Below are 23,340 nucleotides of genomic sequence, written 5' to 3' on the forward strand. Positions count from 1 at the left end.
TTCTCCGTTGCGAATAGGTGGCCGCCCCGGGTTCGGCAAAGTTGGGAAGTGTCCTCCCCCGGAGCGGCGAGTTGCCTGAACAGGCAGCGATGGATCAGAACTCGTAACCCAGGATCACGCCGTAAGTGCGCGGTTCACGGGCGCTGGAGAACGACCAGAGACCTGCGACGGTGAAGGCGGCATTGGGGCCGCGATCGTCGAGGAGGTTGCGCCCAAACGCGGTGATACGTGCGGTATGACCGCCCAGGTCGAACCGCGTCGTCAGGCTGGCATCGAGCAGGTCCTGCGTGTCCGAACGCACGCGCGGGTCGTTGCGCGGCACGACGATGGTGCCGGTCGCGGGATAAGTCGCGGTGGCGTCCAGTCCGATCTGCTGGTCGTAGGGGCTGATGTGGCGATAGCCCAGGTTCGCCACGACTTCGCCGAAGCCGGTCGGCACCTTGTAGTTGGCGTTCAGCGACAGGGTCGACTTGGGCGCGTAGATCATCGAGACGTTCGAATAGTCTATGATGCGGGTGCCCGGCACCGTGGCACTGATCGCGCCTTGGGAAATGAAGTCCTTGAGGCTGTTGTCGAGCAGGCCCAGCGAACCGGACAGCGTCAGGCCCTGCGCAGGATGCGCGGTGAATTCCACCTCGATGCCCTTGAGCTTGGCCGAGCCCACGTTCGTCACGATGGTTTCGCTGCCGACGCCGCCTTGTGCGGGGATGGTCGTATTCTGCTGGAGGCTCTTGTAGTCCGCCAGGAAGGCAGCGACGTTGAGTTCAAGCAGTCCGTCGAGCAGGGAACCCTTGAAGCCGCCTTCGAAGGAGTCCACCGTCTCCGGCCCATAGGGTGTCGTCGCCGAGAAGAGCGTCGTTCCGCGGCCCGAGAAGCCGCCGGAACGATAGCCGCGCGACCATGAGGCGTAGAGCATCATGTCCGGAGTGGGATGGAAGTCGATGCCGATCTTGGGCGTGAACTTACTGTTGCTGACAGTGGCGTTCGGGAACTGGCTTGCGTCGATGCGCGCCATGTTCTGCTTGCGGTCCTGCGTCCAGCGACCACCGAACGACAGGCGCCAGCTGTCGGCGAAGGCCCAGTTGAAGTCACCGAAGAAGGCCAGCGAGCGGGCATGGCCGATGTTGTCCTGCTCGGCGATCGCGGGCGGCGCGAAAAGCGTGATGCGCGTGCGCTGCTGCAGGGAGTAGCGCGACTTGAAGAAGTAGCCGCCCACGACATAGTCCAGGCTGTCGCTGATCTTGCCCGCGGCGCGCAGTTCCTGGCTGAACTGGCGGTACGTCTGCGAGCGGGCGGAGAAATAGATGTCAGCGGACGAACCGTCGAAGTCCTGCGTCTGCGTTTCGTCGGACTTGCGGTAGCCTGTGACCGAGGTGAACTTCACGGCCCCCGCATCGAGGTTCATTTCCAGCGTCGCGGCGGGAGACTCGTAGTGCGAAGTTCCGGGCGTGCCGAACACGGTGTAGAGGTCGGTGGTGGTGTTGCGGTTGCACTCGTTGGCGGGTTCGAGCAGGCAGAAGACCTCTCCGGTCTTGCTGATGTTCGAATTGACCGGCACGAAGTCCTGCACCTGCTTTTCCAGCGTCAGCAGCGCGTCGAAGTTCGATGACGGCTGGAGCAGCGCCGCGACGCCGAAATTCTCGGCATTCGATCCGCCCGTGCGTTCGCCGGTGATGCCATGGTGGTAATAGCCGTCGGTCTGGTTGTGGAAGTAGAACGGCTTGATCGCCAAGACATCGTCGATGATCGGAATGTTGACGACGGCACGCGTGGCCCAGGTGTCGTAGTTTCCGTACGATGCCTCGACCTTGCCGGAGAATTCGAACTTCGGGCGGGTACGCCGGATGTTGATCACGCCGCCGATGGTGTTGCGCCCGAACAGCGTGCCCTGCGGCCCGCGCAGAACCTCGATCTGGCTGATGTCGAAGAAGTCGAAGAACTGCCCGGTGCTGGTGCCGATGAACACGCCATCGACGACGACCGCGACCGTTGGATCGAACGACTTGTCGACGTCCGCGAACGACAGCCCGCGGATCGCGACGTTGGCGGCGGCAGCGCCTGAATTCTGCTGGGTGATCATGACGCTGGGCGCCGCGCCCATGATGTCGCCGATATTGACCGATGCCTTGGCTTCCAGCGCGGCCGCATTGACCGCAGTGATCGCAACCGGCGTGTCGCGCAGGGCTTCCTCGCGCCGACGGGCCGATACGATGATCTCGCCTGTGGAAGCACCGTCGGCCTCCGCCTGCGCCGTCTGCGCATGGGACGGCGCAGCCCCGAGGGCAGCCGCCACTCCGAGTGCTCCGACGCCGACTTGCAGGAATGCCCTCAACGCGTGAATGCGCTGCATATTCGAATCCTCCCCGTATCTCGCAATCGGCATTCAACACTGCCGATCGTCGCGGGGAGACATATTATAATGAAACATCGTTATAGAACTATGTTATGTAATAGGTCGTCTTTTCGACGCCCCAGCAGGCTTCTTGATCACCTGATATAGTGTTGAAATAGAAGCGTTATCCTTGCGCATATCCGGAATGCGGAATGGCTGCCTTCGCCTGGAGCCGCAATCGCGAAACGCCGCATCACAGTGACTTTCGGGGAGAAGGCGCCGAACACTGAAACAGAAGAAGCGGGCCGACCTGTACAAGGCCGGCCCGCGAAGAAGTATCAGAAGCGGATGTTCATCTCGCCGCCGAACGTACGCGGTTCGTTGAAGAACCCGTTGAGCCCCGAAGTCGGGCTCAGGGCCTTGTAGAACACATGCTGTTCGTTGAAGAGATTGCGCGCCCAGACTGCGAAAGTCAGCTGCGCATCGCCCGAACCGACTGCGATATCGCCGACGGCCAGACGGCCGTTGACGATGAACGCCTTGTCACCCTTGGGCTGATACACGTTCGAAGCGGCACCCGGGCCGGTATAGACCGGGTCGGAGACGTTGGCATAGAAGCCGCTGTCGAAGTTACCGTCGAGATGCGCGCGAACGGTGTAACCGTTCATCGGCAATTCGTAGTCCAGCGTACCGCTGGCGGAGTGGCGCGGGGTGTAGGACTGATAGATCGGAACCGCGACGGTGCTGACGACGCCGGCGGCGTTCGGGTAGGGGTTCACGGTCGCCGGGATGTTGACGTACTGGTACGAATAGGAAGCGCCCAGCGTCAGACCTGCCAGCGGATTGACCGTCAACTCGGCTTCGATGCCGTGCAGACCGCCGGTGCCAGGGGCATTGATCGTCGAGGTCGTCGTGCGCGTGGTACGCACCCCACCGGTCTCGTACGGGCGCTGGAAATCGACCTGGATATCCTTGTACGTGCCCGCGTAGGCGGCGATGTTGAAGCGGGCATGGTGGTCGAAGAACTCGGTCTTGGCGCCGATCTCGAAGATCGACACCGTTTCCGGGTTGAAGGCATCGTAGTTCTGCGAACGGGAGTTGGCGCCGCCCGACTTGTAGCCCGTGCTCCACTTGCCATAGACGTGGACGTCCTGCGACAGATCGACAGCCAGGTTCACCATCGGATCGACGCGCGACCAGCTGGCGTCGAGGCCGATCGGGCCGGAGACGCCGTCGCGGTTGATCGGCAGGGCGTTGTTCACGATCGTGAGCGCGCCGTGCTTCATGTCCTTGGTCCAGCGCAGGCCGCCGGTCAGGTGGATGGCATCGTTCATCACCGCCGGGGTCCAGGTGGCTTGGCCGAAAGCGCCGACGCTGCGGGTGGTCACGTGGCTTTCGCGGTCGATCGCCTGCGCTCCGTAGTCGATCTGACGCAGCACGTAAGCCGAGCCGGCAGCATTGGTGAACTGGTTGGTGTAGAACGCCTGCGCATTGTCGGAGACGTGCTCGCGGTAGTACAGGGCGCCGGCCACGTACTTGACCCGGCCCACTTCGCCGATGGCCTGAACTTCCTGGCTCCACTGGTTCTGGTTGAACAGGGCCAGGCTGTAGCGGGCGAACTGCGTGCCCGTGAAGCCGGCCGCACCCTTCGCCGCCAGCGCCGAAGGCGACAGCGACATGGTGGTCGAAGCCGAGCCGTTGTCCCACTGATCCTGGTAAAGCTTGCGGTACGAACTGATCGACTTAATCGTCAGGTCAGGCGTCGCGGTCCATTCCAGGGTCAGGCGGTGACCATGGACCTTGCCGACGCTGGGCTGCATCGGGACGCCGACGTTGGCGGTCTTGACGCGGTCGGGCTGGACGGTGCCGAGCGCGGCCTGGGTATTGGTCCCGGCAGCAAGAAGGTTGAGGTACAGCGAGGTCGATTCGTCCTTCGACGTATCGAAGCTGTAGTCCGCGCTGAAATCGGGCGAAGGCTTCCACAGCGCCTCGAGGTGCAAGCCCTGCTTGTCGTACTGGTTGAAGCCAGCCTGACCCTGCTGCGGATTCTTGACCAGCGGATCGCGGCGGGCGACGACGCCGTCGATCTTGAACGCGATATTGGCGATCGACGGCAGGTCCACATGGACCTCGCCCTTGTACATGCCGAAGTTGCCGACGCCGCCGGTGGCGTTGACGTGGAATTCGCCGGAGGGCTTCTTGGTCACGATGTTGACCGCGCCGCCTTCGGTGTTGCGGCCGAACAGCGTGCCCTGCGGGCCCTTGAGCACTTCGACGTTCTCGATGTCGAACAGCGCGGTGCCAAGACCCTGGGCACGACCGAGATAGACGCCGTCAATATAGACGCCCACGCCCTGGTCGCGCGCCGGCTGGTTGCCGTCCGACAGCACGCCGATGCCGCGGATATTCACGATCAGCGCGGAGTTGCGCGAGTAGAACGGAGCAACTTTCAGCGACGGGATGGCGCCGTCGCCCAGATCGACAAGCGACGTGACGTGGCGATTGGTCAGGTCGTCGCTGCGCATCACCGAAATCGAAATCGGGGTTTCCTGCAGATTCTCGCGACGCTTCTGCGCGGTGACGACGATTTCGCCAAGGCCGCCGCCTTCGGCAGCATCGGCCACCGCGTCCGGTGCAGCTTCGGCCGCCTGTGCAGCTGTGGAAAGGCAGGCAGGCGCAAGCAGGGCGAACGCGGTCGTCGCCAGCCAATGACGCTGGATTTTCATGAAATACCCCTGAGTGATTATCGCCACTGCGGCGATCGTCGAGCGGGCCGATAGGGCTGCAATATTTCCCTATTGTGACTCTGGATTGCTTGATCACGAGATTTCATGCGCCGAAACTGATCGGCTTACGGGCTCCCCTGCCTTGCATCCGGGAAAGCGATGCCACATGTGCCTGGCATCACCTGCCCGCTTCCGCGGCGACGGCGGCGGCAGCTGCGATCCCTCAGCCTTCGCCTTGCGGCTCACGCCGGGCGCCAGGTCGAACGCCCGCTCGAAAAAGCCACGTTTGAGCTGGAGTTTCTCGGGAAAGTGCTCCTGCGACAGGTCCGCGCCGGCGACGTGAACGCCTACGGGGCGAACAAGAATGCCGCCGGCAGTCACCGCCTTACGCAAGACACGTCGCGGCAGGTCCAGCATTCTCGATCGACCATTCAGGAAGCTCGGCGATAGGATGAAACCTGGAGGTGTCTCCGGGCCGTCGCTCATGCGGTGCCGAGACTGGCTGCGCGTCTCGACGGCGCCTGGGAAGTGGCGTTCGAGGCGGAACGCGGTGCGCCAAAGGCCGCGAGCCTGCCCGCGCTGGCCCCGCTCAACGAACAGGTGGACCCCGGTATCCGTTATTTCTCGGGTATCGCCACTTACGGCAAGACGTTTGCGGCGTCCGCCGGCTACAAGCCCGGCGCGCCGCTGCTGCTCGATCTCGCGCAAGTCGGAGACCTGGCGGAGGTCCGCGTCAACGGCCGCCTCATCGGCACCTTGTGGCATTCGCCATACCGGGTCGATATCGGCACGGTGGTCCGGCGCGGGGCCAACCGGCTTGAAGTGCGCGTCGCCAACTTATGGGTCAATCGCCTGATCGGGGACGCCCAGCCGGGCGTTACCAAGATCGCCTCGACCGTCATGCCCACGTATCGGGTCGACGCAGGATTGCGCCCCGCCGGGCTGATCGGACCGGCGCGGACCCGGCCAACTCGGCGCGGGGCAAGGCGATCGGCTCCGCGCCCCGGCCCGACGATTCGCAATCGCCGCTCCGGCACAGCATCGCGGCATCTCGAGGCCGCTTGCGGCAGGGATCACCTGCTCTGCGCCAGAAACGCCGCTACCTTGCCGGCGCGATTGCAGTGCTGCCCCGGATGATCAGTTCGTGGGGCAGGAGCAGATGCGACTGCGCACCGCCTGCCTGTTTCCTGAACTGCGGATTCACCAATATATCGACTGCCGCGCCGGCCATTTCCGCCTTGGGTTGCCGGATCGTGGTGAGCTGCGGCCAGGCGGCGCGGGACGACGCGGAATCGTCGAAGCCGCAGATCGACAGCGCCTCCGGCACGGCGATGCCCAGCTTCATCGCAGTGATGAGAGCGCCCAGCGCCATGTCGTCGTTGGCCGCGAAAATGGCGGTCGGGCGCGGCAGACCCGAAAGCAGCCGCTCGCCCAGTTCCAGACCGGCGCGGAAGGTGAAATCGCCGCGCAGCACGGTGCTTTCGTCCACGGCGATACCGGCTTTCGCCATCGCCTCGCGATACCCGTCCTCGCGCCGGGCCGAGGACCGGTGGCTTTCCGGTCCCTGGATGAAGGCGATGCGGCGGTGCCCCAGACCAAGCAGGTAATCGGTCATCTCGCGCGCGGCGCTGCGGTCGTCCATGCGCACGCTGCCCGACGCCGCGGCCTTCGAGCTTGGCGCGACGAGGACCATGGGCAAGCCTGCCTCGGCGAACAGGGCGGTCAGCGCGGCTTCGTCACAGATGGGCGGGGCGACGATAGCCCCGTCGAGGCGCAGCGCGGCAATGCTGGAGCGCACCTGACCCGCCCAGTCCGCACCGCCAAGGTCGACCAGCTCGACGACAAGGTGATAGCTGCGCTCGCGGCAGCGCATCAGCGCGCCGTGCTGGACGTCGGCCGCATAGCCGGACACCGGATCGTCAATGAACAGGCCAAGCAGGTAGGAACGGGAACTCGACAGGCTGCGTGCAAAGGCATTGGGCCGGTAATCGAGTTCGGCGACGACCTGCTCCACCCGCTCGCGCAGCTCCGGGCGGACATGCGCCTCGCCGTTGATCACGCGCGAGACGGTCTTGGCCGAGACTCCGGCCTTGGCGGCGACGTCCTTGATGGTGATCACGCTCATGCCGGAATCTCGCGAGGGGCGGCGCAGAATGCGGCGAATACCGCAATCGCGACATAGCACAGTGCCGGTAGCAGCAGCGCCGGCAAAAGGCCGATCGCATCGGCGAGCACTCCGGTCAGCATCGGCACCACGGCGCCGCCCACCACCGCCATGCACAGCCACATCGAGGCCAGCGGAGCGAGACGGGCCTCGCGCGGCATCGCCATCGCATAGATCGTCGGATACATGATCGCGTTGCACAGCCCCACCGCGATCAGGGCGGCGGATCCGGCCACGCCCGGCAGGACGATCGCGGCGCACGTCAGCAGGACCGCCCCCAGCGCCGCATAAAGCAGCAGTGCCGTTTCGCCTATCCGGGTCATCAACCAGGCCCCGGCAAAGCGGCCCACCATCGCCCCGGCCCAGTACAGGCTCACCAGCCGTCCGGCGCTGACGGGAGAAATCGACAGCCGCTCGGGCAGCATCAATACGTTGGTCATCAATGTCCCGATCGTCACTTCCGCGCCGACATAGACGAAGATGGCGAAAGTGCCCCATAGCAGGCGCGGATCGCGCAGCACCGCGAAAATCTGGCGGCGCCGTCGCAGTGGCAGCCCCTGCGCCGTGCCGGCGGCGTCACCCAGCAATCCGCGATGCGCCAGATACGCCGTGGACAGCGCTGCCAAAACTGCCCCCGAAACCACGAAAGGCAAGGACGCCCTGACCGCCGCCTCCTCGCCCGGACCGGCTTGCGCGAGGAGGAACGGCGCGCTCAAAAGCGGCCCCATCACCGTGCCGAGCGAATTGAACCCCTGCAGCAGCGTCAGCCGGAATGCCGCCCCGCGCGAAGGACCGATCACGGTGACCACGGTGTTGGAAGCAATCTGGAGCACCGTCTGTCCGGCCGAAAGCAGCAGCAGGGCACCCAGCACCAGCGCGAACTGGCGTGCGCCCTGCGCGACCGCCAGAGCAAGGCAACCGGCGGTCATGACCGACAGTCCGAAGGCGATCGCCCGCATGTAGCCGATTCGCACCACGGCCAGCGCGGCGGGCAGCGCGAAGAACAGATAGCTGGAATGAAACGCCAGCTGGATCAGCAGCGCGCCCTTGTAATCCAGCGCCAGGACCGCCTTGAGTTGCGGCACCAGCAGGCTGACCGCTGAACTGAGAAAACCGCCGATGAAGAACACACCGATCGACAGCCGGAACAGCCGCTTCGCCGCGAATTCCGGCGATGCTAACGGTGAAATCGACGCTGGCGAAACGGTCATGACCGTCATCTAGAATACCCTTCGCACCATTGCAAAAGCCGGAAAGGGATAAGGCACGATTTTTGACATCGTTGTCAAATCGCGTGTTGACAACGATGTCAGGATTTGGTCTTTGCACCCTCACAAACACGACGCATCTGGGAGGATGATCATGACGAGGCACGCACTCGTCGCGAGCACAGCGCTTGCGACTTGCCTATTTTCCGTATCCGCAGCGCATGCACAGGACGCCGCCGCGCCGCAGGCAGCCCCGCAAGCCGCATCCGACAACGACATCATCGTTACCGCGACCCGCCGCGAAACCACGCTGCAATCAACCCCGATCGCGGTTTCGGCCTTCAGCCAGGACACGCTGAACAAGAACCAGGTGAAGGACGTCACCGACCTCGCCCGCTTCGTGCCCTCGCTCCAGTTCAACCAGCAGGGCGACCAGTCGGCGGTATTGCTGACCCTGCGCGGCATCGGCAACGACAGTGCCTATACCGAAGTCGCCGACCCCGAAGTCGCCATCTACATCGACGGGATCTACTCGCCCCGTTCGCAGGGTGCCTCGGTGCTGATGTACGACATGGAGCGCGTCGAAGTGCTGCGCGGGCCCCAGGGCACGCTGTTCGGCCGCAACGCCACCGTGGGCGCGCTCAGCCTGATCTCGGCCAAGCCCAAGCTCGGCAAGTTCGAAGGCAGCGTGGAACTGACCGCCGGCAATTACGACCGCTTCGGCGTGCGCGGCGCGATCAACATCCCGGTGACCGATACCCTGGCCTTCCGCGTCGCCTTCGTCAGCGACCGGCATGACGGCTATGCCTCGTACCAGCCCGCTCCGGATATCACCGGCATCAACAAGTCGGCCTTCGTCACCAGCGGCAAGAAGTACTACGCCGCCGACCAGCAATCGGGCCGCGTCTCGATGCTGTGGCAGCCGAGCGACAAGTTCAGCTGGAATCTTTCGGCCGAGGGCTTCCTGGACAACGGCGCGCCGGTGATCGGTCTGCTGCAGACCCCGCGCGCGGGCACCAAGCGCTGGTCGACGCTGTCCGACACTGCTCCCGATACCAACCGCTATTCGGTCGCGGTGCGCTCCGCGATGAACTACGACCTGACCGACGGCATCCAGCTGAGCTACATCGCCGGCTGGTCGCGCATCGGCGGCAGCACCCAGACCGATGCCGATGCGGGCGCGCTGCCGCCGACCGGTCAGGTGGACGCCGACGGCAACGACCTGCCGCTGGGCGCCTTCAACGAAAACCGTACGCTGTCCTCGCGCTATGATTTCCAGAGCCACGAGGTCCAGCTGAAATCCACCGGCGAGCAGGCCGTGGACTGGATCCTGGGGGCTTACTACAGCCACGAAAAGAACAAAATCCGCTTCGATATCGACCAGCGCAACGGTTACCGCGACGGCACCTTCAGCTGGGCGGGCAGCTTCATCCAGGCCAACCGCCAGATCGACAGCCGCGCCGCGTTCGGCCAGGCCGTATGGCATGCCACCGACTGGCTGCGCGTGACCGGCGGCCTGCGCTATACCTCCGACAAGAAGCAGGACATCGGCGGCCGCAACGTCACGTTCTCCGGCGACGGTTGCTCGGCGGCGGATTCGGCGCCCGGCGGCGCCTGCCAGGGCGGCATCTTCGGCGCCTATCCCGGCGCCACCGCCGCGGAACTGGTCGACCTGCTGCCCGGCTTCTCGATCTCGAACAACGACGTGAAGGGCAAGTGGAACAAGCTGACTTATCTGGCCCGCGTCGATGCCGACCTTGCCGCCGATACGCTGGGCTATGCCAGCATCTCGACCGGCTTCAAGTCGGGCAACATCCAGGATAACGCGGGCCTTACCAACCCCGAAACCCTGACCAACTACGAAGTCGGCCTGAAGACCCGCTTCCTCGATCGCCGCGTGACGCTGAACCTGGCGGCCTACTATTCCGACTTCAAGGGATACCAGGTCAACCAGGCCGTCACCTTCCGCGACGACGAAGGCAACGTGGTGCGCAGCCAGATCGTGACGCAGAACGCCAAGGGCGCGAAGGCTTATGGTCTCGAAGCGGAACTCACTGCCAACTTCACCCCCGCCGATCGCCTGCAGTTCTCCGGCACGGTCCAGAAGACCAAGCTGGACGATCTGGAAAGCGTCGATGGACGGCTCTACGACGGCGGCAAGGCGTCCTCGATCGTGCAGCTCAGGGGCAATGAACTCGCCCACGCACCGCGCTTTTCGGCGAGCGTCAGCTACGAACATGACTTCGAACTGGCGAGCGGCGCGACGATCACCCCGCGTTTCACCACGCACTACGAGACCAAGAGCTGGCTGAGCTACTTCAACGGCGACGCCAATCCCTTCGTCAACGCCAACGACCCGGCCGACAACATGCCCGGTCGCGGCACCAACGGCACCGACTGGGACCGCCAGAAGGCCTACTTCCGTTCGGACGCCTCGCTGCGCTTCACGTCGGCGGACCAGAACTACACGGTGGAGGCCTTCGTCCAGAACATCGAGAACGGCAAGATCCGCACGGGTGCCGGGGCATTCGGGGCACCGCGCTACGATCCGGTGTTCCTGTCCAACCTCCAGCCGCCCCGCACCTGGGGTGTCCGCGCCCGCGCGAACTTCTGACCCTGAACTGACGACCCTCAACTGAAGAGGCGCAAGGTATGACGATCGACAATCCCCCCTCCGGTCGTGTCGTCATACTGGGCGGCGGCACGGCCGGATGGCTGGCCGCCGCCTATCTTTCCCGCACGCTGGGGATGACCGGCATCACGCTGGTGGAATCCAGCGAGATCGGCATCATCGGCGTGGGGGAAGGCACGTTCCCGACGATCCGCTCGACGCTGGCCGGGCTGGGCATCAGCGAGGCGGAGTTTCTGGTCCGCGCCGATGCCACCTTCAAGCAGGGCGTCCTGTTCGAGGGCTGGGCGACCGGCACCGACAGCTATTTCCACCCCTTCAACATGCCCATCGGCGGCGAGGACGAAGCGCTCCTGCCCCACTGGCTGGCCGATACCAGCCCGCAGCGCGCCGCCTGGGCCGATGCCGCCACCGTACAGGAGCAGGTGATCCGCGCGGGGCGCGCGCCCAAGCGGCCCGAAGACCCCGACTTCTCCGGACCGATGAACTACGCCTATCATTTCGACGCCGCCCGCTTTGCCGACTACTTGCGCGACATCTCCATCGCCGCCGGGGTCGTGCGGATCGAAGGCACTGTCGGCAATGTCCAGCGCAAGGCCGACGGCGATATCGCCGCGCTGGAATTGACCGACGGGCGCATCGTCGAGGGTGATTTCTTCCTCGATTGCTCGGGCTTTCGCGCCCTCTTGATCGGGCAGACGCTAGGCGCGGACTTCACCTCGTGCAGCGACAGCCTGTTCAACGACCGCGCATTGGCGATGCAGGTGCCCTATGATCGGCCGGACGCCCCGGTACGCCCCTATACGCTGGCAACGGCGCACGAGGCGGGATGGACCTGGGACATCGGCCTGACCGAGCGGCGCGGCATCGGCTACGTCTATTCCAGCCGCCATTGTTCGGACGATGAAGCCGAGGCGACGCTGCGCCGTTATGTCGGCCCGCAAGGCGCTGCGCTGAACCCGCGCCAGCTACGCTTCGAAACCGGTTACCGGCAGCAACAGTGGATCGGCAACTGCGTGGCCGTGGGCCTGTCGGCCGGATTCTTCGAACCGCTGGAATCGACCGGCATCATGCTGATCGAAGCGGCGCTGCGGATGGTCGGCGATTTCCTGGGGCCCGATCTTCTCGCAGGCGCCGACCACGATGCCCGCGACGCCGCTGCGCGCAGCTTCAACCGCCTGATGAGCGCGCGGTTCGAGCGGATCGTCCATTTCCTTAAGCTCCACTACTGCATCACCCGCCGCACCGACACCGCCTACTGGCGCGACAATGCAGACCCCGCGACCATTCCCGAGCCCTTGCGCGACATGCTGGCGCAGTGGCGCCGTCGCCCGCCCTCGCGGTTCGATTTCGTGGTCGACCTCGAGACATTCCTGCCGCCCAGCTACCACTACATCCTCTATGGCATGGGGTTCGAGACCACCCTTGCCGGCGCGCGCTATCCCGGCGCTGCGCAGGCGCGCGAGGTTTTCGCCCGCGTGCGCGCGGCCCATGCCGGCGCGCGCGGCGGCCTGCCCGATCACCGCGCCCTCCTGAACCATTATCACGCCCGCACCCGCGTTCCGTCCAGCAAGGTTTCCCGATGAGATTTCCCAAGCACGCCGTCCTGCTTACCGCTCTGATGACCGGAGCATCACTTGCCGCGCCCGTTTTCGCGCAGGAGCAGGCCGCCGCCTCCGCGCAGCCGTCGTCCGAATCCGGGGCCGAAGCGCGGGCGGAGGCACTGGTCAAGGCGATGACGCTGGAGGAGAAGCTCCAGCTGGTTCACAGCTATTTCCCGCCGCTTGCAAAGCCGCAGCCGCCGATAGCGATGATCCCCTCCGCCGGGCATGTCCCCGGCATCCCCCGGCTTGGCATTCCAACCTTGCGCGAGAGCGACGCGAGCCTTGGCGTGGCCAACCAGATCGAGCAGCGCAAGGGCGATGTCGCCACCGCGCTGCCCGCCAGCATCGCCACTGCCGCCACCTTCAACCCGCGCCTGGCCTATGAAGGCGGCGCGATGATCGGTGCGGAGGCGCGCGCCAAGACCTTCAACATCCTGCTCGCAGGCGGCGTCAACCTTACGCGCGACCCCTGGAACGGTCGCAACTTCGAATATCTGGGCGAAGACCCGCTGCTCGCAGGCGTCATGGCGGGGGCGCATATCAGGGGCGTGCAGAGCAACGCCATCGTCTCGACCATCAAGCACTTCGCGCTCAATTCGCAGGAGACCGGCCGCACCGTTCTCGACGCGCGGATCGATAGGGCGGCCCTGCGCGAAAGCGACCTGCTCGCGTTCCAGATCGCCACCGAAATCGGCAAGCCCGCCTCGGTCATGTGCGCCTACAACAAGGTCAACGGCGACTATGCCTGCGAAAACGACTGGCTGCTGAACACCGTCCTCAAGAAGGGCTGGGGCTACAAGGGCTGGGTCATGTCCGACTGGGGTGCGGTCCATTCGACGCAGAAGGCCGCGAACAATGGCCTCGACCAGGATTCCGGCCAGGAACTGGACGACGCGATGTACTTCGACAAGGCCCTTGCCGCCGCCGTCAAGGACGGCAGCGTGCCGATGGTGCGGCTCGACGACATGGTCCGGCGCATCCTGTTCGGGGTGATCGACAGCGGCCTGATGGACCGGCCCGTGCCTGACAGCGCCCAGCCGATCGACTATGCCGCCCATGCGCAGATCGCCCAGCGCGCGGCGGAGGAAGGCATCGTCCTGCTCAAGAACGAGGGTAACCTGCTGCCGCTGGCGAAGACCGCGAAGAAAATCGTCCTGCTCGGCGCCCATGCCGATGTCGGCGTGCTTTCGGGGGGCGGCTCCTCGCAGGTCCGCTCGGTGGGCGGCGCGCCAGTGGAGATTCCCCTGACCGAAGGTGCGGCCGCCTCCTTTGCGCGGATCACATGGCACGCGTCCTCGCCGCTTCAGGCGATCCGGGCGCTGGCGCCGCAGGCCAGCGTGACCTACCTCGACGGCAGCGATCCCAAAGCGGCGGCCAAGGCGGTTCGCGGCGCCGACATGGCGATCGTCTTCGCCTGGGCCTGGCGGACCGAGGCGCAGGACCCGGAAAGCATGGCCCTGCCCGACAAGCAGGACGCGCTGATCGATGCCGTCGCCGCCGCCAATGCGAAAACGCTGGTCGTGCTCGAAAGCGGCGGCCCGGTGCTGATGCCCTGGGTGGACCGCGTACCCGCCATCCTGTCGGCCTGGTATCCGGGCCAGCGCGGCGGCGAGGCGATTGCCCGCATCCTGCTGGGCGAAGTCGATCCCTCGGGCCGCCTGCCGATCACCTTCCCCGCAAGCGTGGATCAGCCCCCCCGCAGCGAGCCTGCCGGCCTTGCCGAACTGCACGCCGCGAATGCGCGCCGCAAGGCCGGTGACAAGACCATCTACGGCATGAGCGGCGGCGTCGCGCCTTTCACCGTCGATTACCCGGAAGGTGCTGACGTGGGCTACCGCTGGTACGCCGCGAAGCAGCGCAAACCGCTGTTCCCCTTCGGCTACGGGCTGACTTATACCCGCTTCAGCTACGCCAATCTGAAGATCGAAGGCGGCGCCGGGCTGACCGTCGGCTTCGACGTCACCAATACCGGCAAGCGCGCAGGCGCCGATGTCCCGCAGGTCTATGTCGAGGCGAAAAGCGCAGCCGGAACCCGCGCCTACCGCCTTGCCGGTTTCGAGAAGGTCAGCCTGTCTCCGGGTGAGACCCGCCATGTCTCCGTTACGGTCGACCCGCGCGTGATCGCCCGCTTCGACGAGAGAGCGCCGGGCTGGAAGGTCGACGCGGGCGCTTATCCTGTCGTGGTCGGCCGCTTTGCCGGGGATACCGCGCTGAAGGGCACTGCCACGCTGGACGCCCTGTCGGCGCGGCCCTGATCGCGCGCGGGGATACGCCATGACCGGCTCCACCCATCAAAGCGAGATGCTGCTGTTCACGGTGCTGCTGCAGCTGATCGTGATGATCGGCGCGGCGCGGCTGATGCACGGGCTGTTCCGGCGTATGGGACAGCCCGGCGTCGTGGGTGAGATCGTCGCCGGGCTGCTGCTTGGCCCGTCGCTGTTCGGGCATTTCTTTCCCGGCGTCTCTCTTTCCCTGTTCGGGGCCAAGCCGGAGCCCGCCATCACGGTGCTGAGCCAGATCGGGCTGATCCTGCTGATGTTCCAGATCGGCAGCGAGTTCGAATTCGGCCGCCTGAAGGCAGCCCGCCTGCACCGAACGACCATCGCCGTAGCCATGGCCTCGATCCTTGTGCCCTTCGTTGCCGGGATCGGCATCGGCCGACTGTCGGCCTCCAGCCTCGCGCCGGGTGTCGATTCGTTCGTCTACAGCCTGTTCTGCGGGGTCGCGGTGGCGATCACCGCCGTGCCGATCCTGGGCCGCATCCTGGGCGAATATGGGCTGACCCGCAGCGACGTCGGCATCGTCGCCATTTCCGCAGCAGCGGTAAACGATGTCGTCGGCTGGTTGCTGCTGGCCGGGATCGCCGCCTTCGCCGCCGCGCAGCTTTCCGTGGCGTATCTGGCCCTCCATCTGGGCGGTCTTGCGCTGTTCCTGTGCGCCTTGCGCTTCGTGGCGGCGCCCCTGTGCGACCGGCTGGCCGCCCGTGTGTCACTGCGCGATGGCGCCCTTCCTCCACATGTCCTGGCGATCCTGCTGATCGTGATCTTCACGTTGGCGCTGTGCACGTTCGCGCTGGGTATCTTCGCGATCTTCGGTGGTTTCGCCGCCGGACTGCTGTTTCATCGCCACCGTCCGCTGGTGGAGGCATGGAATGCGCAAGTCGGGCAGTTCGTGCTGGTCTTCTTCCTGCCGGTCTTCTTCACCTTCACCGGCCTGCGCACCAACCTGCTGGGCCTGTCCACCGGACCGGAACTGGCGTGGCTGGCTGCGGTCTGCCTGATCGCCGTGCTGGCCAAGATCGTGCCGGTCTACTGCGCCGGGCGCGCTAATGCCCTGTCCCATCACGAAAGCCTCACCCTCGGCGCGCTGATGAACACGCGCGGCCTGATGGAGCTGATCGTGCTCAACGTCGGCTACGACCTTGGCTTCCTGCCCCGGTCGATGTTCACGATACTGGTGGTCATGGCTGTCGTCACGACGGTCATGACCGGCCCGATCCTGCGCGCGCTGCGTGACATGCGCGCCCTTCCCTTCCAAACCACAGATGCGCGGCCGCAAGTATACGGCGTACAGGAGCGACCATGAAGACCAACCGATCGAGCGCCTCCCTCCTGATCCTCGCCCTGACTCTGACGGGGCTCCCGGGCACCGCCTTTGCCCAAGCTTCATCGGCTGACCAGCCCGCAGCTTCGATCGCCAATCCCGCGATATGGCCGAAAGTCCGCGCCCGCCCCAGCCGCGATCCGAAGGTCGAAAAGAAGATCGACGCCCTGCTGGCCGCGATGTCGATCGAGGACAAGGTCGGCCAGATCATCCAGGTCGATATCGGCTCGATCAAGCCGGCCGATGTCGTGACCTACAAACTGGGCTCGATCCTCAACGGCGGCAACAGCGGTCCTTATGACGACGAATACGCCTCCCCGGCCAAGTGGCTGCAGCTGGCGGACGAATTCTACGATGCGTCGATGACCCGCAGCGACGGCCGCCCGAAGATCCCGATCATCTGGGGCACGGATTCGGTCCACGGCAACAACAACATCGTCGGCGCCACGCTGTTTCCCCACAACATCGGCCTTGGCGCCGCGCGGAACCGCGACCTGATCCGCCAGATCGGCGAAGTGACCGCACTGGAAACCGCCGCCGCCGGGCTCGACTGGACTTTCGCGCCGACCCTCGCGGTGGTGCAGGACGACCGCTGGGGCCGCACCTACGAAAGCTATTCCGAGGAACCCCAGATCGCCGCCGACTATGCCGGTGCCATGATCGAGGGCGTGCAGGGCAAGGTCGGCACGAAGGACTTCCTCGCGCCGAACCACCTCATCGCCACCACCAAGCACTTCCTCGGCGACGGCGGCACCGGCGGGCGCGATCAGGGCGATACGAGAGTACCCGAAGCGGTGCTGCGCGACGTCCATCTGGGCGGCTACCCGGCGGCGATCGAGGCAGGCACGCAGTCGGTCATGGCCAGCTTCTCCAGCTGGAACGGCGAGAAGATGAGCGGCAACAAAAGCCTGCTCACCGGCGTCCTGAAGGAGCGCATGGGCTTCGACGGCTTCGTCGTCGGCGACTGGAACAGCCACGGGCAGGTCAAGGGCTGCAGCAACGAGGATTGCCCGCAGGCGATCAACGCCGGGCTCGACATGTTCATGTATTCCGGCCCCGGCTGGAAGCAGCTCTACGACAACACCCTTGCCGAAGCGAAGGCGGGCACCATTGCCGCCGCGCGGCTCGACGATGCGGTGCGGCGCATCCTGCGCGTGAAGCTGCGCGCCGGAACGTTCGATCGCGGACGGCCATCGTCGCGCGCCTTCGCGGCCAAGTTCGACGTCATCGCTTCTGCGCAGCACCGTGCGATCGCGCGCGAGGCGGTGCGCGAATCCATGGTGCTGCTCAAGAACGACGGCGTGCTGCCGCTGAAGCCCACGGCCAACATACTGGTGGCAGGCACGGCCGCGGACATCATCAGCCAGCAGGCGGGCGGCTGGTCGATCACCTGGCAGGGCGCGGGCCTGCCCAACTCCGCCTTCCCGAACGCCACCTCGATCTGGAAGGGCATCGAGCAGACCGTGAAGGCCGGCGGCGGCACCGCGACCTATGCGCCGGACGGCAAGTTCACCGCCAGGCCGGACGCCGCCATCGTCGTCTTCGGCGAGCAGCCTTATGCCGAATTCAAGGGCGACATTCCCAACCTGGAATATAGCCCCGGCGACAAGTCCGATCTGGAAATGCTGCGCCGCCTCAAGGCAGCGGGCATTCCGGTCGTTGCCGTGTTCCTCTCCGGCCGTCCGCTATGGGTGAACGCCGAAATGAATGCCTCCGACGCGTTCGTGGCGGCGTTCCTGCCCGGCAGCGAGGGTGGCGGCGTCGCCGACGTGCTGTTCGCGGACGCGGACGGCAAACCCGCGCACGACTTCCGGGGCAAGCTCAGCTTCTCCTGGCCCAAGCGGCCCGACCAATACGTGCTCAACCGAGGTGACGCAGGCTATGACCCGCTGTTTGCCTTCGGTTACGGCCTGTCCTACGCGGCGCCCGGCAAGGTCCCGCCACTGGACGAAGCCCGTCCCGCCGGGATGGCCGAGGCGACGCCCGGTGTCTTCTACGGCAAGGGCCGCGTTCCCGCAGGATGGTCCATCGACCGCCAGATGGTTGCTCAGGCCGGTGTAGACCGCCGCGCACAGGAAGACGCGCTTCGCTTCGCATGGGACGGCAAGGCTAACGGTCGGGTCGCCATGGCAGCACCCCGCACCATCGACCTTTCGCGCGAAAGCAATGGCGAGATCAGCCTCGTCTTCGAGTACCGCGTCGATGCCAAAGCCGCCGTGCCGGTTGAGATGGGCATCGAAAGCGGCGGCAAGACATACTCCGTGCCGATCGGTCAGACCCTTGGACGCTCGGCGCCGGGCGAATGGGCCCGCATGGCCGTGCCGCTGCAGTGTTTCGCCGGTCGCGGCGCAGACATGTCGGCGATCACCGCGCCTTTCGTACTGAGCACGAGTGGCCCCCTGACCATCTCCATATCCGACGTGAAGCTGGATTACGTCAGCATGCCGATGAACGCCTGCGGCGATTGAAGCGCCGCACTTCGGATCGCCCTGCAGCATGGGTAGACCACGCTACGTCGCACCAATCTGAAGGGCGACTTTTTGCCGGAACCGGTCATTCCAGGCAGACATGCGAAGCCAGGATAGGCACGGTGCGGCTGGGCGACGCGGAGGATCTGCGCATCGCAGTGGCAGCGGCTAGGCAACGCTTCGACCGCCTCCGCATGGCGCCCGAACTCAAGCGCGCGTTCACCGTCGAAGCCTGCGCGACCGCGATATACGGAGCCAGGGTATTGGCCCGTACGCAATCGCGCAGGACCGGCAAGGTCTCGCGAGCACGAGTGAATTCGCCCATCCAAAGGTCGATCGACATCGAACAGATCAGCGCGATGCAATGCGTGACCGGATGGGCGAAAGCGGCCACCTCGGCCACCCGAAACTGAAACACCCTTCTATCGTCGGCAGGTCATGGATCATGGGTGGAGGCTGGCGGCGATATGCCCCTGCCCCATGTCACCGTCACTGTGTGAACGCCTTTATCTGCTCGACCAGGATGTCCGGCACTTCATCCGGAATGAAGTGCCCGCTATCGACCTTGAGCACTTTGGCGCTCGGCGCCTTGCTCGCAAGGACACCCTGCAGCCAGGCAAAGCCCGGGCCACCAAGCGCAAGCACCGGCATGGCAAGCGGGGCATATCCATCGTCATCGACGATGTCCTGAGGAAAGGCCTGATACCAGCCGTCGCCGGCACGGATCGCGTCGCGCGGCGTATAGGCTGCAGCATAGACATCGCGATCGAGGGCATCGATCGCCGCTTCGTCCTTGGTCAGGTAATGGAAGAACCAGTCCTGTTCCATCCGAATCCGGCCCTCGCCCGCCATCTTCTCGTGCAGTTCGGGCACCTGGTGATAGGCAAACCACCAGACGTAGGCGTGAGAGCCATCACCCACCTTGTCACCGAACGTACCAAGGGCGGGCAGCATCGGCCAGGTCGCAAGCCCGGCATCGGGCGGCGCGACATCGAGCAGAACCAGCTTGTCGGTAAGGTCGGAATGGTTCGCGGCAAAGCTGTAGGCGACCATGGAGCCGATATCGTGGCCTACGATATCGACCTTTCCTAGCCCAAGCTGATGCACCAGACCTGCGATGTCGGCGGCCATGGTCTTCTTGTCGTAGCCGCCGGCCGGCTTGCTCGATGCCCCCATGCCACGAAGATCGACGGCAATCACCCGCCTGTCTCGCGCCAGTTGCGGCATGATCTTGTGGTAGGACCACCAAGTCTGGGGCCAGCCCGGCAATAGTACCAATGCCGGCTTGCCGCTGTTGGCAGCGCCGCCTTCGACGTAATGGAGGCGTACTCCATCTACCTCGGCAAAGCCCTGACGGAAACCCGGCAGCCGGGCGAGCAGAGCCTCATCCGATGTCGCTGCATGAACTGTCGTGCCGGATGGTGCCGCCAAGGCCGCCTCTGCGATCATGACGGGACTGCCCGCAAGAACCATGGCAGCCATTCTCAATGCAATGTTCCAGATCATGTCGTGTTGCTCCCCGCCTTATGGCGCGATGATATTGCCTGGCGATGGGTATATTCCGCGATGCAGGAGCCAGGCTGCCAGCCATTCGGTCGCGGAACCTCGTTCGTGCGGGTGGCTTCCTCATCCGCAGGTATGATCGAGGCGCCGGCCGGCCAGCCCGAAGCCGGTGCCCGCCGCCGAAACCGGCCGGCGGGCACCTGGGAAGCGGAAGGCCCGGCAAGCGGCTCTGTCAGATCTGGACCTGCCCGCCATCGACGAAGAGTTCGACGCCGTTGACGAAGCTGGCCTCTTGCGAACTGAGGAACAGCACGGCCCTTGCGATCTCCGAAGGCTGGCCGATGCGCCCGGCAGGGATCAGTCCGGCAAGATAGGCCTTGGTGTTCTCGGCATCCGTACCACCGCCGAACAGATCATCGACGCCGGGCGTGTCGGTAACACCGGGGCTGACCGCATTGACGCGAATGCCGCGGTCCTTAAGGTCGAGAATCCAGTTGCGGGCAAAGCTGCGCACCGCCGCCTTGCTGGCGCTGTAGACGCTGAGCGCAGGCGTGCCGGAGATGCTCACGGTCGATGCGGTCAGCACTACCGAGGCCCCGTCACGCAGCAGCGGCAGCGCCTTCTGCACGGTGAACAGCACGCCCTTCACATTGGTATCGAAGGTCTTTTCGTAATGGTCCTCGGTGATCGCGCCAAGCGGAGCGAACTCACCGCCGCCGGCATTGGCGAAGACCACGTCGATGGCCGAATGCTGCTGCTGAACGGCATCGTAGAGGCGATCGAGATCGGCCAGCTTGCTCATGTCCGCCCGCACGCCGGTGACCTTGCCGCCAATCGCCTTGACCGCTGCATCGAGCGCCTCCTGGCGGCGCCCGGTGATGAACACCGATGCGCCTTCGTCGGCAAAGGCCTTGGCCGTCGCGAGGCCGATCCCGGTCGTTCCACCGGTGACGACGACGACCTTGTTTTCGAACCTGTAAGCCATGTCATATCTCCATTCTCGTTTCCGACCGGCACCGTTGCCTGCCGCTGGAGAGACAAATGCATCCGGAACGATCTTGGCTGTAGATGGCAAAATCGCTACTCATCGTTCCGTTAATGGAACGATGAGTAGCGATCGATGGCTGACTTCAACGACTATGCCTATTTCGCCGAAGTGGTGAAGCACGGCGGATTCGCGCCCGCCGGACGCGCGCTGCGCACCCCGAAATCGAAGCTCAGCCGCCGTATCGCTGCCCTTGAGGAACGCCTGGGCACCCGCCTGATCGAGCGTTCCTCGCGGCGCTTTCGCGTCACCGAAGTCGGGCAGGCGTTCTACGCGCGCTGCCGTGCCATGCTGGAAGAGGCCGAGCAGGCCGAAGCGCTCGTCGCGCAGGCACAGGCCGAACCGCAGGGCCGTATCCGTTTCAGTTGCCCGCGCGGGATGGTGGAAGTGCTATCGCCCCACCTGCCCGCGTTTCTGGCGCGCTATCCCAAGGTCGCGCTGCAGCTCGTCGCGACGGATCGGCCGGTCGATCTCATCGCCGAGCGTGTCGACGTCGCCCTGCGGGTCCGCGTGACGCTCGACAGCGACGCCTCGCTGACGATGCGCACTCTGGGGCAGTCACGGCGCATTCTGGTGACAGGCCCCGCACTTGCCGCAAGCATGCAGGATGCCACGATGGACGGATTGAAGCTGCTGCCGACGTTAGGCTCGAGCGACGAGATCGGCGAGATCACATGGCACCTTGCCGGCCCCGACAACACCGGCATCGATCATCGCCACGAACCACGGATGACCTGCGAGGACTTTGCCGCCCTGCGCGAAGCAGCCATGGCAAACCTCGGCGTTGCTCTGCTGCCCGATCATTCCTGCCGAGACGATCTCGCCGCCGGTCGACTGGTTCGCATCCTGCCTGAGTGGGGCGGGCAAATCGGCATCGTCCATCTGGTCTTCACCACGCGGCGGGGCCTTCCCCCGGCAGTCCGCGCTTTCATCGATCATCTCGCCTCGACATTCCGCGCGCTCGATACGCCGCGCTGAGCGGGCGCCGCCGTAAAGAGGGGCTTCCTACTCAGATGTTACGCGAGACATACGCAGGGATGATTTCCGATCGTACGCAGGTCTGGTGAATTGAGCGGGACGGCAATCCGGGGCCAAGGACCACTGGGCACTCGAAGCGCTACATTGCGAATTCATCGAAAGATGGATGCAGATTTATAGCACTTTCCAGAACGTCGGTTCGGCGTCAGAAATTATGTCAACGGATGTCGATGAACCGGACAGCCGCGCCTCACCCGATCAAACTTTTCGAAGGATTTCCATCATGGCCTACGTAACCACCACTGACGGCGTCGAGATCTTCTACAAGGACTGGGGCGCGAAGGACGCGCAGCCCATCGTCTTCCACCACGGCTGGCCGCTCTCGTCGGACGACTGGGACGCGCAGATGCTGTACTTCCTGTCCAAGGGCTTCCGCGTCGTCGCCCATGACCGCCGTGGCCATGGCCGCTCCGCACAGGTCAGCGAAGGGCACGACATGGACCACTACGCCGCCGACGCCGCCGCGGTGATGGAACACCTCGACCTTCGGAACGCCGTCCACATCGGTCACTCGACCGGCGGCGGTGAAGTGGCGGCCTACGTCGCGCGCTACGGCATCCCGCAGGGCCGCGTCGCCAAGGCCGTGCTGGTCAGCGCCGTGCCGCCGATCATGCTCAAGACCGAAGCCTACCCGGGCGGGTTGCCGATCGAGGTGTTCGACGGCCTGCGCGCCGGTCTTGCCGCCAATCGCGCGCAGTTCTTCCGCGATGTCGCAGCCGGTCCCTTCTACGGCTTCAACCGCGAAGGCGCCGAAGTGAAGCCAGCCGTCATCGACAACTGGTGCCGCCAGGGCATGATGGGCAGCGCCAAGGCCCATTACGACGGCATCAAGGCCTTCTCCGAAACCGACCAGACCGAAGACCTGAAGGCGATCACCGTCCCCACTCTCGTGCTGCACGGCGATGACGACCAGGTCGTGCCGTACAAGAACGCCGGCGTACTGCAGGCCGAGATCCTGCCGAACGCGACGCTGAAAATCTACGAGGGCTACTCCCACGGCATGCTCACGGTGAACGCCGA

The 23,340-nt window shown here is 65.1% G+C and carries 16 protein-coding genes; 9 read left to right on the forward strand and 7 right to left on the reverse strand.

Features of this window, described 5'->3' with window-relative positions; all coding sequences use genetic code 11:
* Nucleotides 1-94: 94 nt before the first annotated feature.
* The 3 genes from LH128_RS05470 to LH128_RS05480 form a co-directional block, all read right to left on the reverse strand.
* Entirely contained in the window at nt 95-2,350 is a 2,256-nt protein-coding gene (locus LH128_RS05470; protein ID WP_008828588.1) for a TonB-dependent receptor, read from the reverse strand.
* 320 nt (nt 2,351-2,670) lie between these two features.
* The gene (locus tag LH128_RS05475; RefSeq protein WP_008828589.1) at nt 2,671-5,058 is read right to left on the reverse strand and encodes a TonB-dependent receptor; all 2,388 of its coding nucleotides are present in this window, start codon (nt 5,056-5,058) and stop codon (nt 2,671-2,673) included.
* Nucleotides 5,059-5,151: 93 nt separating this feature from the next.
* Complete coding sequence (locus LH128_RS05480; RefSeq protein ID WP_008828590.1) at nt 5,152-5,475, reverse strand: hypothetical protein; 324 nt, start codon at nt 5,473-5,475, stop codon at nt 5,152-5,154.
* Nucleotides 5,476-5,547: 72 nt separating this feature from the next.
* Here LH128_RS05480 and LH128_RS05485 point away from each other — a divergent pair, with 72 nt between their 5' ends.
* Complete coding sequence (locus tag LH128_RS05485) at nt 5,548-6,195, forward strand: glycosylhydrolase-like jelly roll fold domain-containing protein (protein ID WP_037517934.1); 648 nt, start codon at nt 5,548-5,550, stop codon at nt 6,193-6,195.
* On the opposite strand, the gene LH128_RS05490 is transcribed toward LH128_RS05485, so the two are convergent.
* Both LH128_RS05490 and LH128_RS05495 read right to left on the reverse strand, forming a co-directional pair.
* Entirely contained in the window at nt 6,158-7,183 is a 1,026-nt protein-coding gene (locus LH128_RS05490; RefSeq protein ID WP_008828592.1) for a LacI family DNA-binding transcriptional regulator, read from the reverse strand. The genes LH128_RS05485 and LH128_RS05490 overlap by 38 nt on opposite strands.
* Nucleotides 7,180-8,442 carry an MFS transporter gene (locus tag LH128_RS05495; protein WP_008828593.1) on the reverse strand — a complete coding sequence of 421 codons (1,263 nt, stop codon included), beginning with the start codon at nt 8,440-8,442 and terminating at the stop codon, nt 7,180-7,182. Before LH128_RS05495 ends, LH128_RS05490 begins: the two co-directional genes overlap by 4 nt.
* A 142-nt stretch (nt 8,443-8,584) precedes the next feature.
* Here LH128_RS05495 and LH128_RS05500 point away from each other — a divergent pair, with 142 nt between their 5' ends.
* The 6 genes from LH128_RS05500 (at nt 8,585) to LH128_RS05525 (ending at nt 19,147) form a co-directional block, all read left to right on the forward strand.
* A complete protein-coding gene (locus tag LH128_RS05500; protein WP_202196465.1) occupies nt 8,585-11,044 on the forward strand; it encodes a TonB-dependent receptor in 2,460 nt (819 codons plus the stop codon).
* A gap of 38 nt (nt 11,045-11,082) precedes the next feature.
* Entirely contained in the window at nt 11,083-12,645 is a 1,563-nt protein-coding gene (locus tag LH128_RS05505; protein WP_008828595.1) for a tryptophan halogenase family protein, read from the forward strand.
* Between the two features lie 35 nt (nt 12,646-12,680).
* The gene (locus LH128_RS05510) at nt 12,681-14,918 is read left to right on the forward strand and encodes a beta-glucosidase family protein (RefSeq protein WP_172704959.1); all 2,238 of its coding nucleotides are present in this window, start codon (nt 12,681-12,683) and stop codon (nt 14,916-14,918) included.
* Nucleotides 14,919-14,937: 19 nt separating this feature from the next.
* Nucleotides 14,938-16,248 (forward strand): cation:proton antiporter, encoded by a 1,311-nt coding sequence (locus tag LH128_RS05515; protein WP_008828597.1) that lies wholly within the window; start codon nt 14,938-14,940, stop codon nt 16,246-16,248.
* Nucleotides 16,245-18,734, forward strand: a complete 2,490-nt coding sequence (locus LH128_RS05520) for a glycoside hydrolase family 3 protein (protein ID WP_008828598.1) — start codon at nt 16,245-16,247, stop codon at nt 18,732-18,734. Before LH128_RS05515 ends, LH128_RS05520 begins: the two co-directional genes overlap by 4 nt.
* A gap of 122 nt (nt 18,735-18,856) precedes the next feature.
* A complete protein-coding gene (locus LH128_RS05525; protein WP_008828599.1) occupies nt 18,857-19,147 on the forward strand; it encodes a hypothetical protein in 291 nt (96 codons plus the stop codon).
* Nucleotides 19,148-19,223: 76 nt separating this feature from the next.
* Here the strand turns inward: LH128_RS05525 and LH128_RS05530 are convergent, their stop codons facing one another.
* Both LH128_RS05530 and LH128_RS05535 read right to left on the reverse strand, forming a co-directional pair.
* Nucleotides 19,224-20,216, reverse strand: coding sequence for an alpha/beta hydrolase (locus LH128_RS05530; RefSeq protein ID WP_155986448.1), 993 nt, complete (start codon nt 20,214-20,216; stop codon nt 19,224-19,226).
* A gap of 253 nt (nt 20,217-20,469) precedes the next feature.
* Entirely contained in the window at nt 20,470-21,222 is a 753-nt protein-coding gene (locus LH128_RS05535; protein ID WP_008828601.1) for an SDR family NAD(P)-dependent oxidoreductase, read from the reverse strand.
* 135 nt (nt 21,223-21,357) lie between these two features.
* Here LH128_RS05535 and LH128_RS05540 point away from each other — a divergent pair, with 135 nt between their 5' ends.
* Both LH128_RS05540 and LH128_RS05545 read left to right on the forward strand, forming a co-directional pair.
* Nucleotides 21,358-22,260, forward strand: a complete 903-nt coding sequence (locus tag LH128_RS05540; RefSeq protein ID WP_008828602.1) for a LysR substrate-binding domain-containing protein — start codon at nt 21,358-21,360, stop codon at nt 22,258-22,260.
* A gap of 283 nt (nt 22,261-22,543) precedes the next feature.
* The coding region (locus LH128_RS05545; protein ID WP_008828603.1) for an alpha/beta fold hydrolase at nt 22,544-23,340 on the forward strand (797 nt) is incomplete at its 3' end.

Origin of the sequence: Sphingomonas sp. LH128 (genome assembly GCF_000293195.2) — a bacterium.
GTDB classification, from domain to species: Bacteria; Pseudomonadota; Alphaproteobacteria; order Sphingomonadales; family Sphingomonadaceae; genus Novosphingobium; species Novosphingobium resinovorum_A.

Coding starts and splice junctions, on each gene's coding strand:
- LH128_RS05470 (WP_008828588.1), bottom strand. CDS start 2,350: ATGCAGCGCATTCACGCGTTGAGGGCATTCCTGCAAGTCGGCGTCGGA.
- LH128_RS05475 (WP_008828589.1), bottom strand. CDS start 5,058: ATGAAAATCCAGCGTCATTGGCTGGCGACGACCGCGTTCGCCCTGCTT.
- LH128_RS05480 (WP_008828590.1), bottom strand. CDS start 5,475: ATGCTGGACCTGCCGCGACGTGTCTTGCGTAAGGCGGTGACTGCCGGC.
- LH128_RS05490 (WP_008828592.1), bottom strand. CDS start 7,183: ATGAGCGTGATCACCATCAAGGACGTCGCCGCCAAGGCCGGAGTCTCG.
- LH128_RS05495 (WP_008828593.1), bottom strand. CDS start 8,442: ATGACGGTCATGACCGTTTCGCCAGCGTCGATTTCACCGTTAGCATCG.
- LH128_RS05500 (WP_202196465.1), top strand. CDS start 8,585: ATGACGAGGCACGCACTCGTCGCGAGCACAGCGCTTGCGACTTGCCTA.
- LH128_RS05505 (WP_008828595.1), top strand. CDS start 11,083: ATGACGATCGACAATCCCCCCTCCGGTCGTGTCGTCATACTGGGCGGC.
- LH128_RS05510 (WP_172704959.1), top strand. CDS start 12,681: ATGACCGGAGCATCACTTGCCGCGCCCGTTTTCGCGCAGGAGCAGGCC.
- LH128_RS05515 (WP_008828597.1), top strand. CDS start 14,938: ATGACCGGCTCCACCCATCAAAGCGAGATGCTGCTGTTCACGGTGCTG.
- LH128_RS05520 (WP_008828598.1), top strand. CDS start 16,245: ATGAAGACCAACCGATCGAGCGCCTCCCTCCTGATCCTCGCCCTGACT.
- LH128_RS05530 (WP_155986448.1), bottom strand. CDS start 20,216: ATGGCTGCCATGGTTCTTGCGGGCAGTCCCGTCATGATCGCAGAGGCG.
- LH128_RS05535 (WP_008828601.1), bottom strand. CDS start 21,222: ATGGCTTACAGGTTCGAAAACAAGGTCGTCGTCGTCACCGGTGGAACG.
- LH128_RS05540 (WP_008828602.1), top strand. CDS start 21,358: ATGGCTGACTTCAACGACTATGCCTATTTCGCCGAAGTGGTGAAGCAC.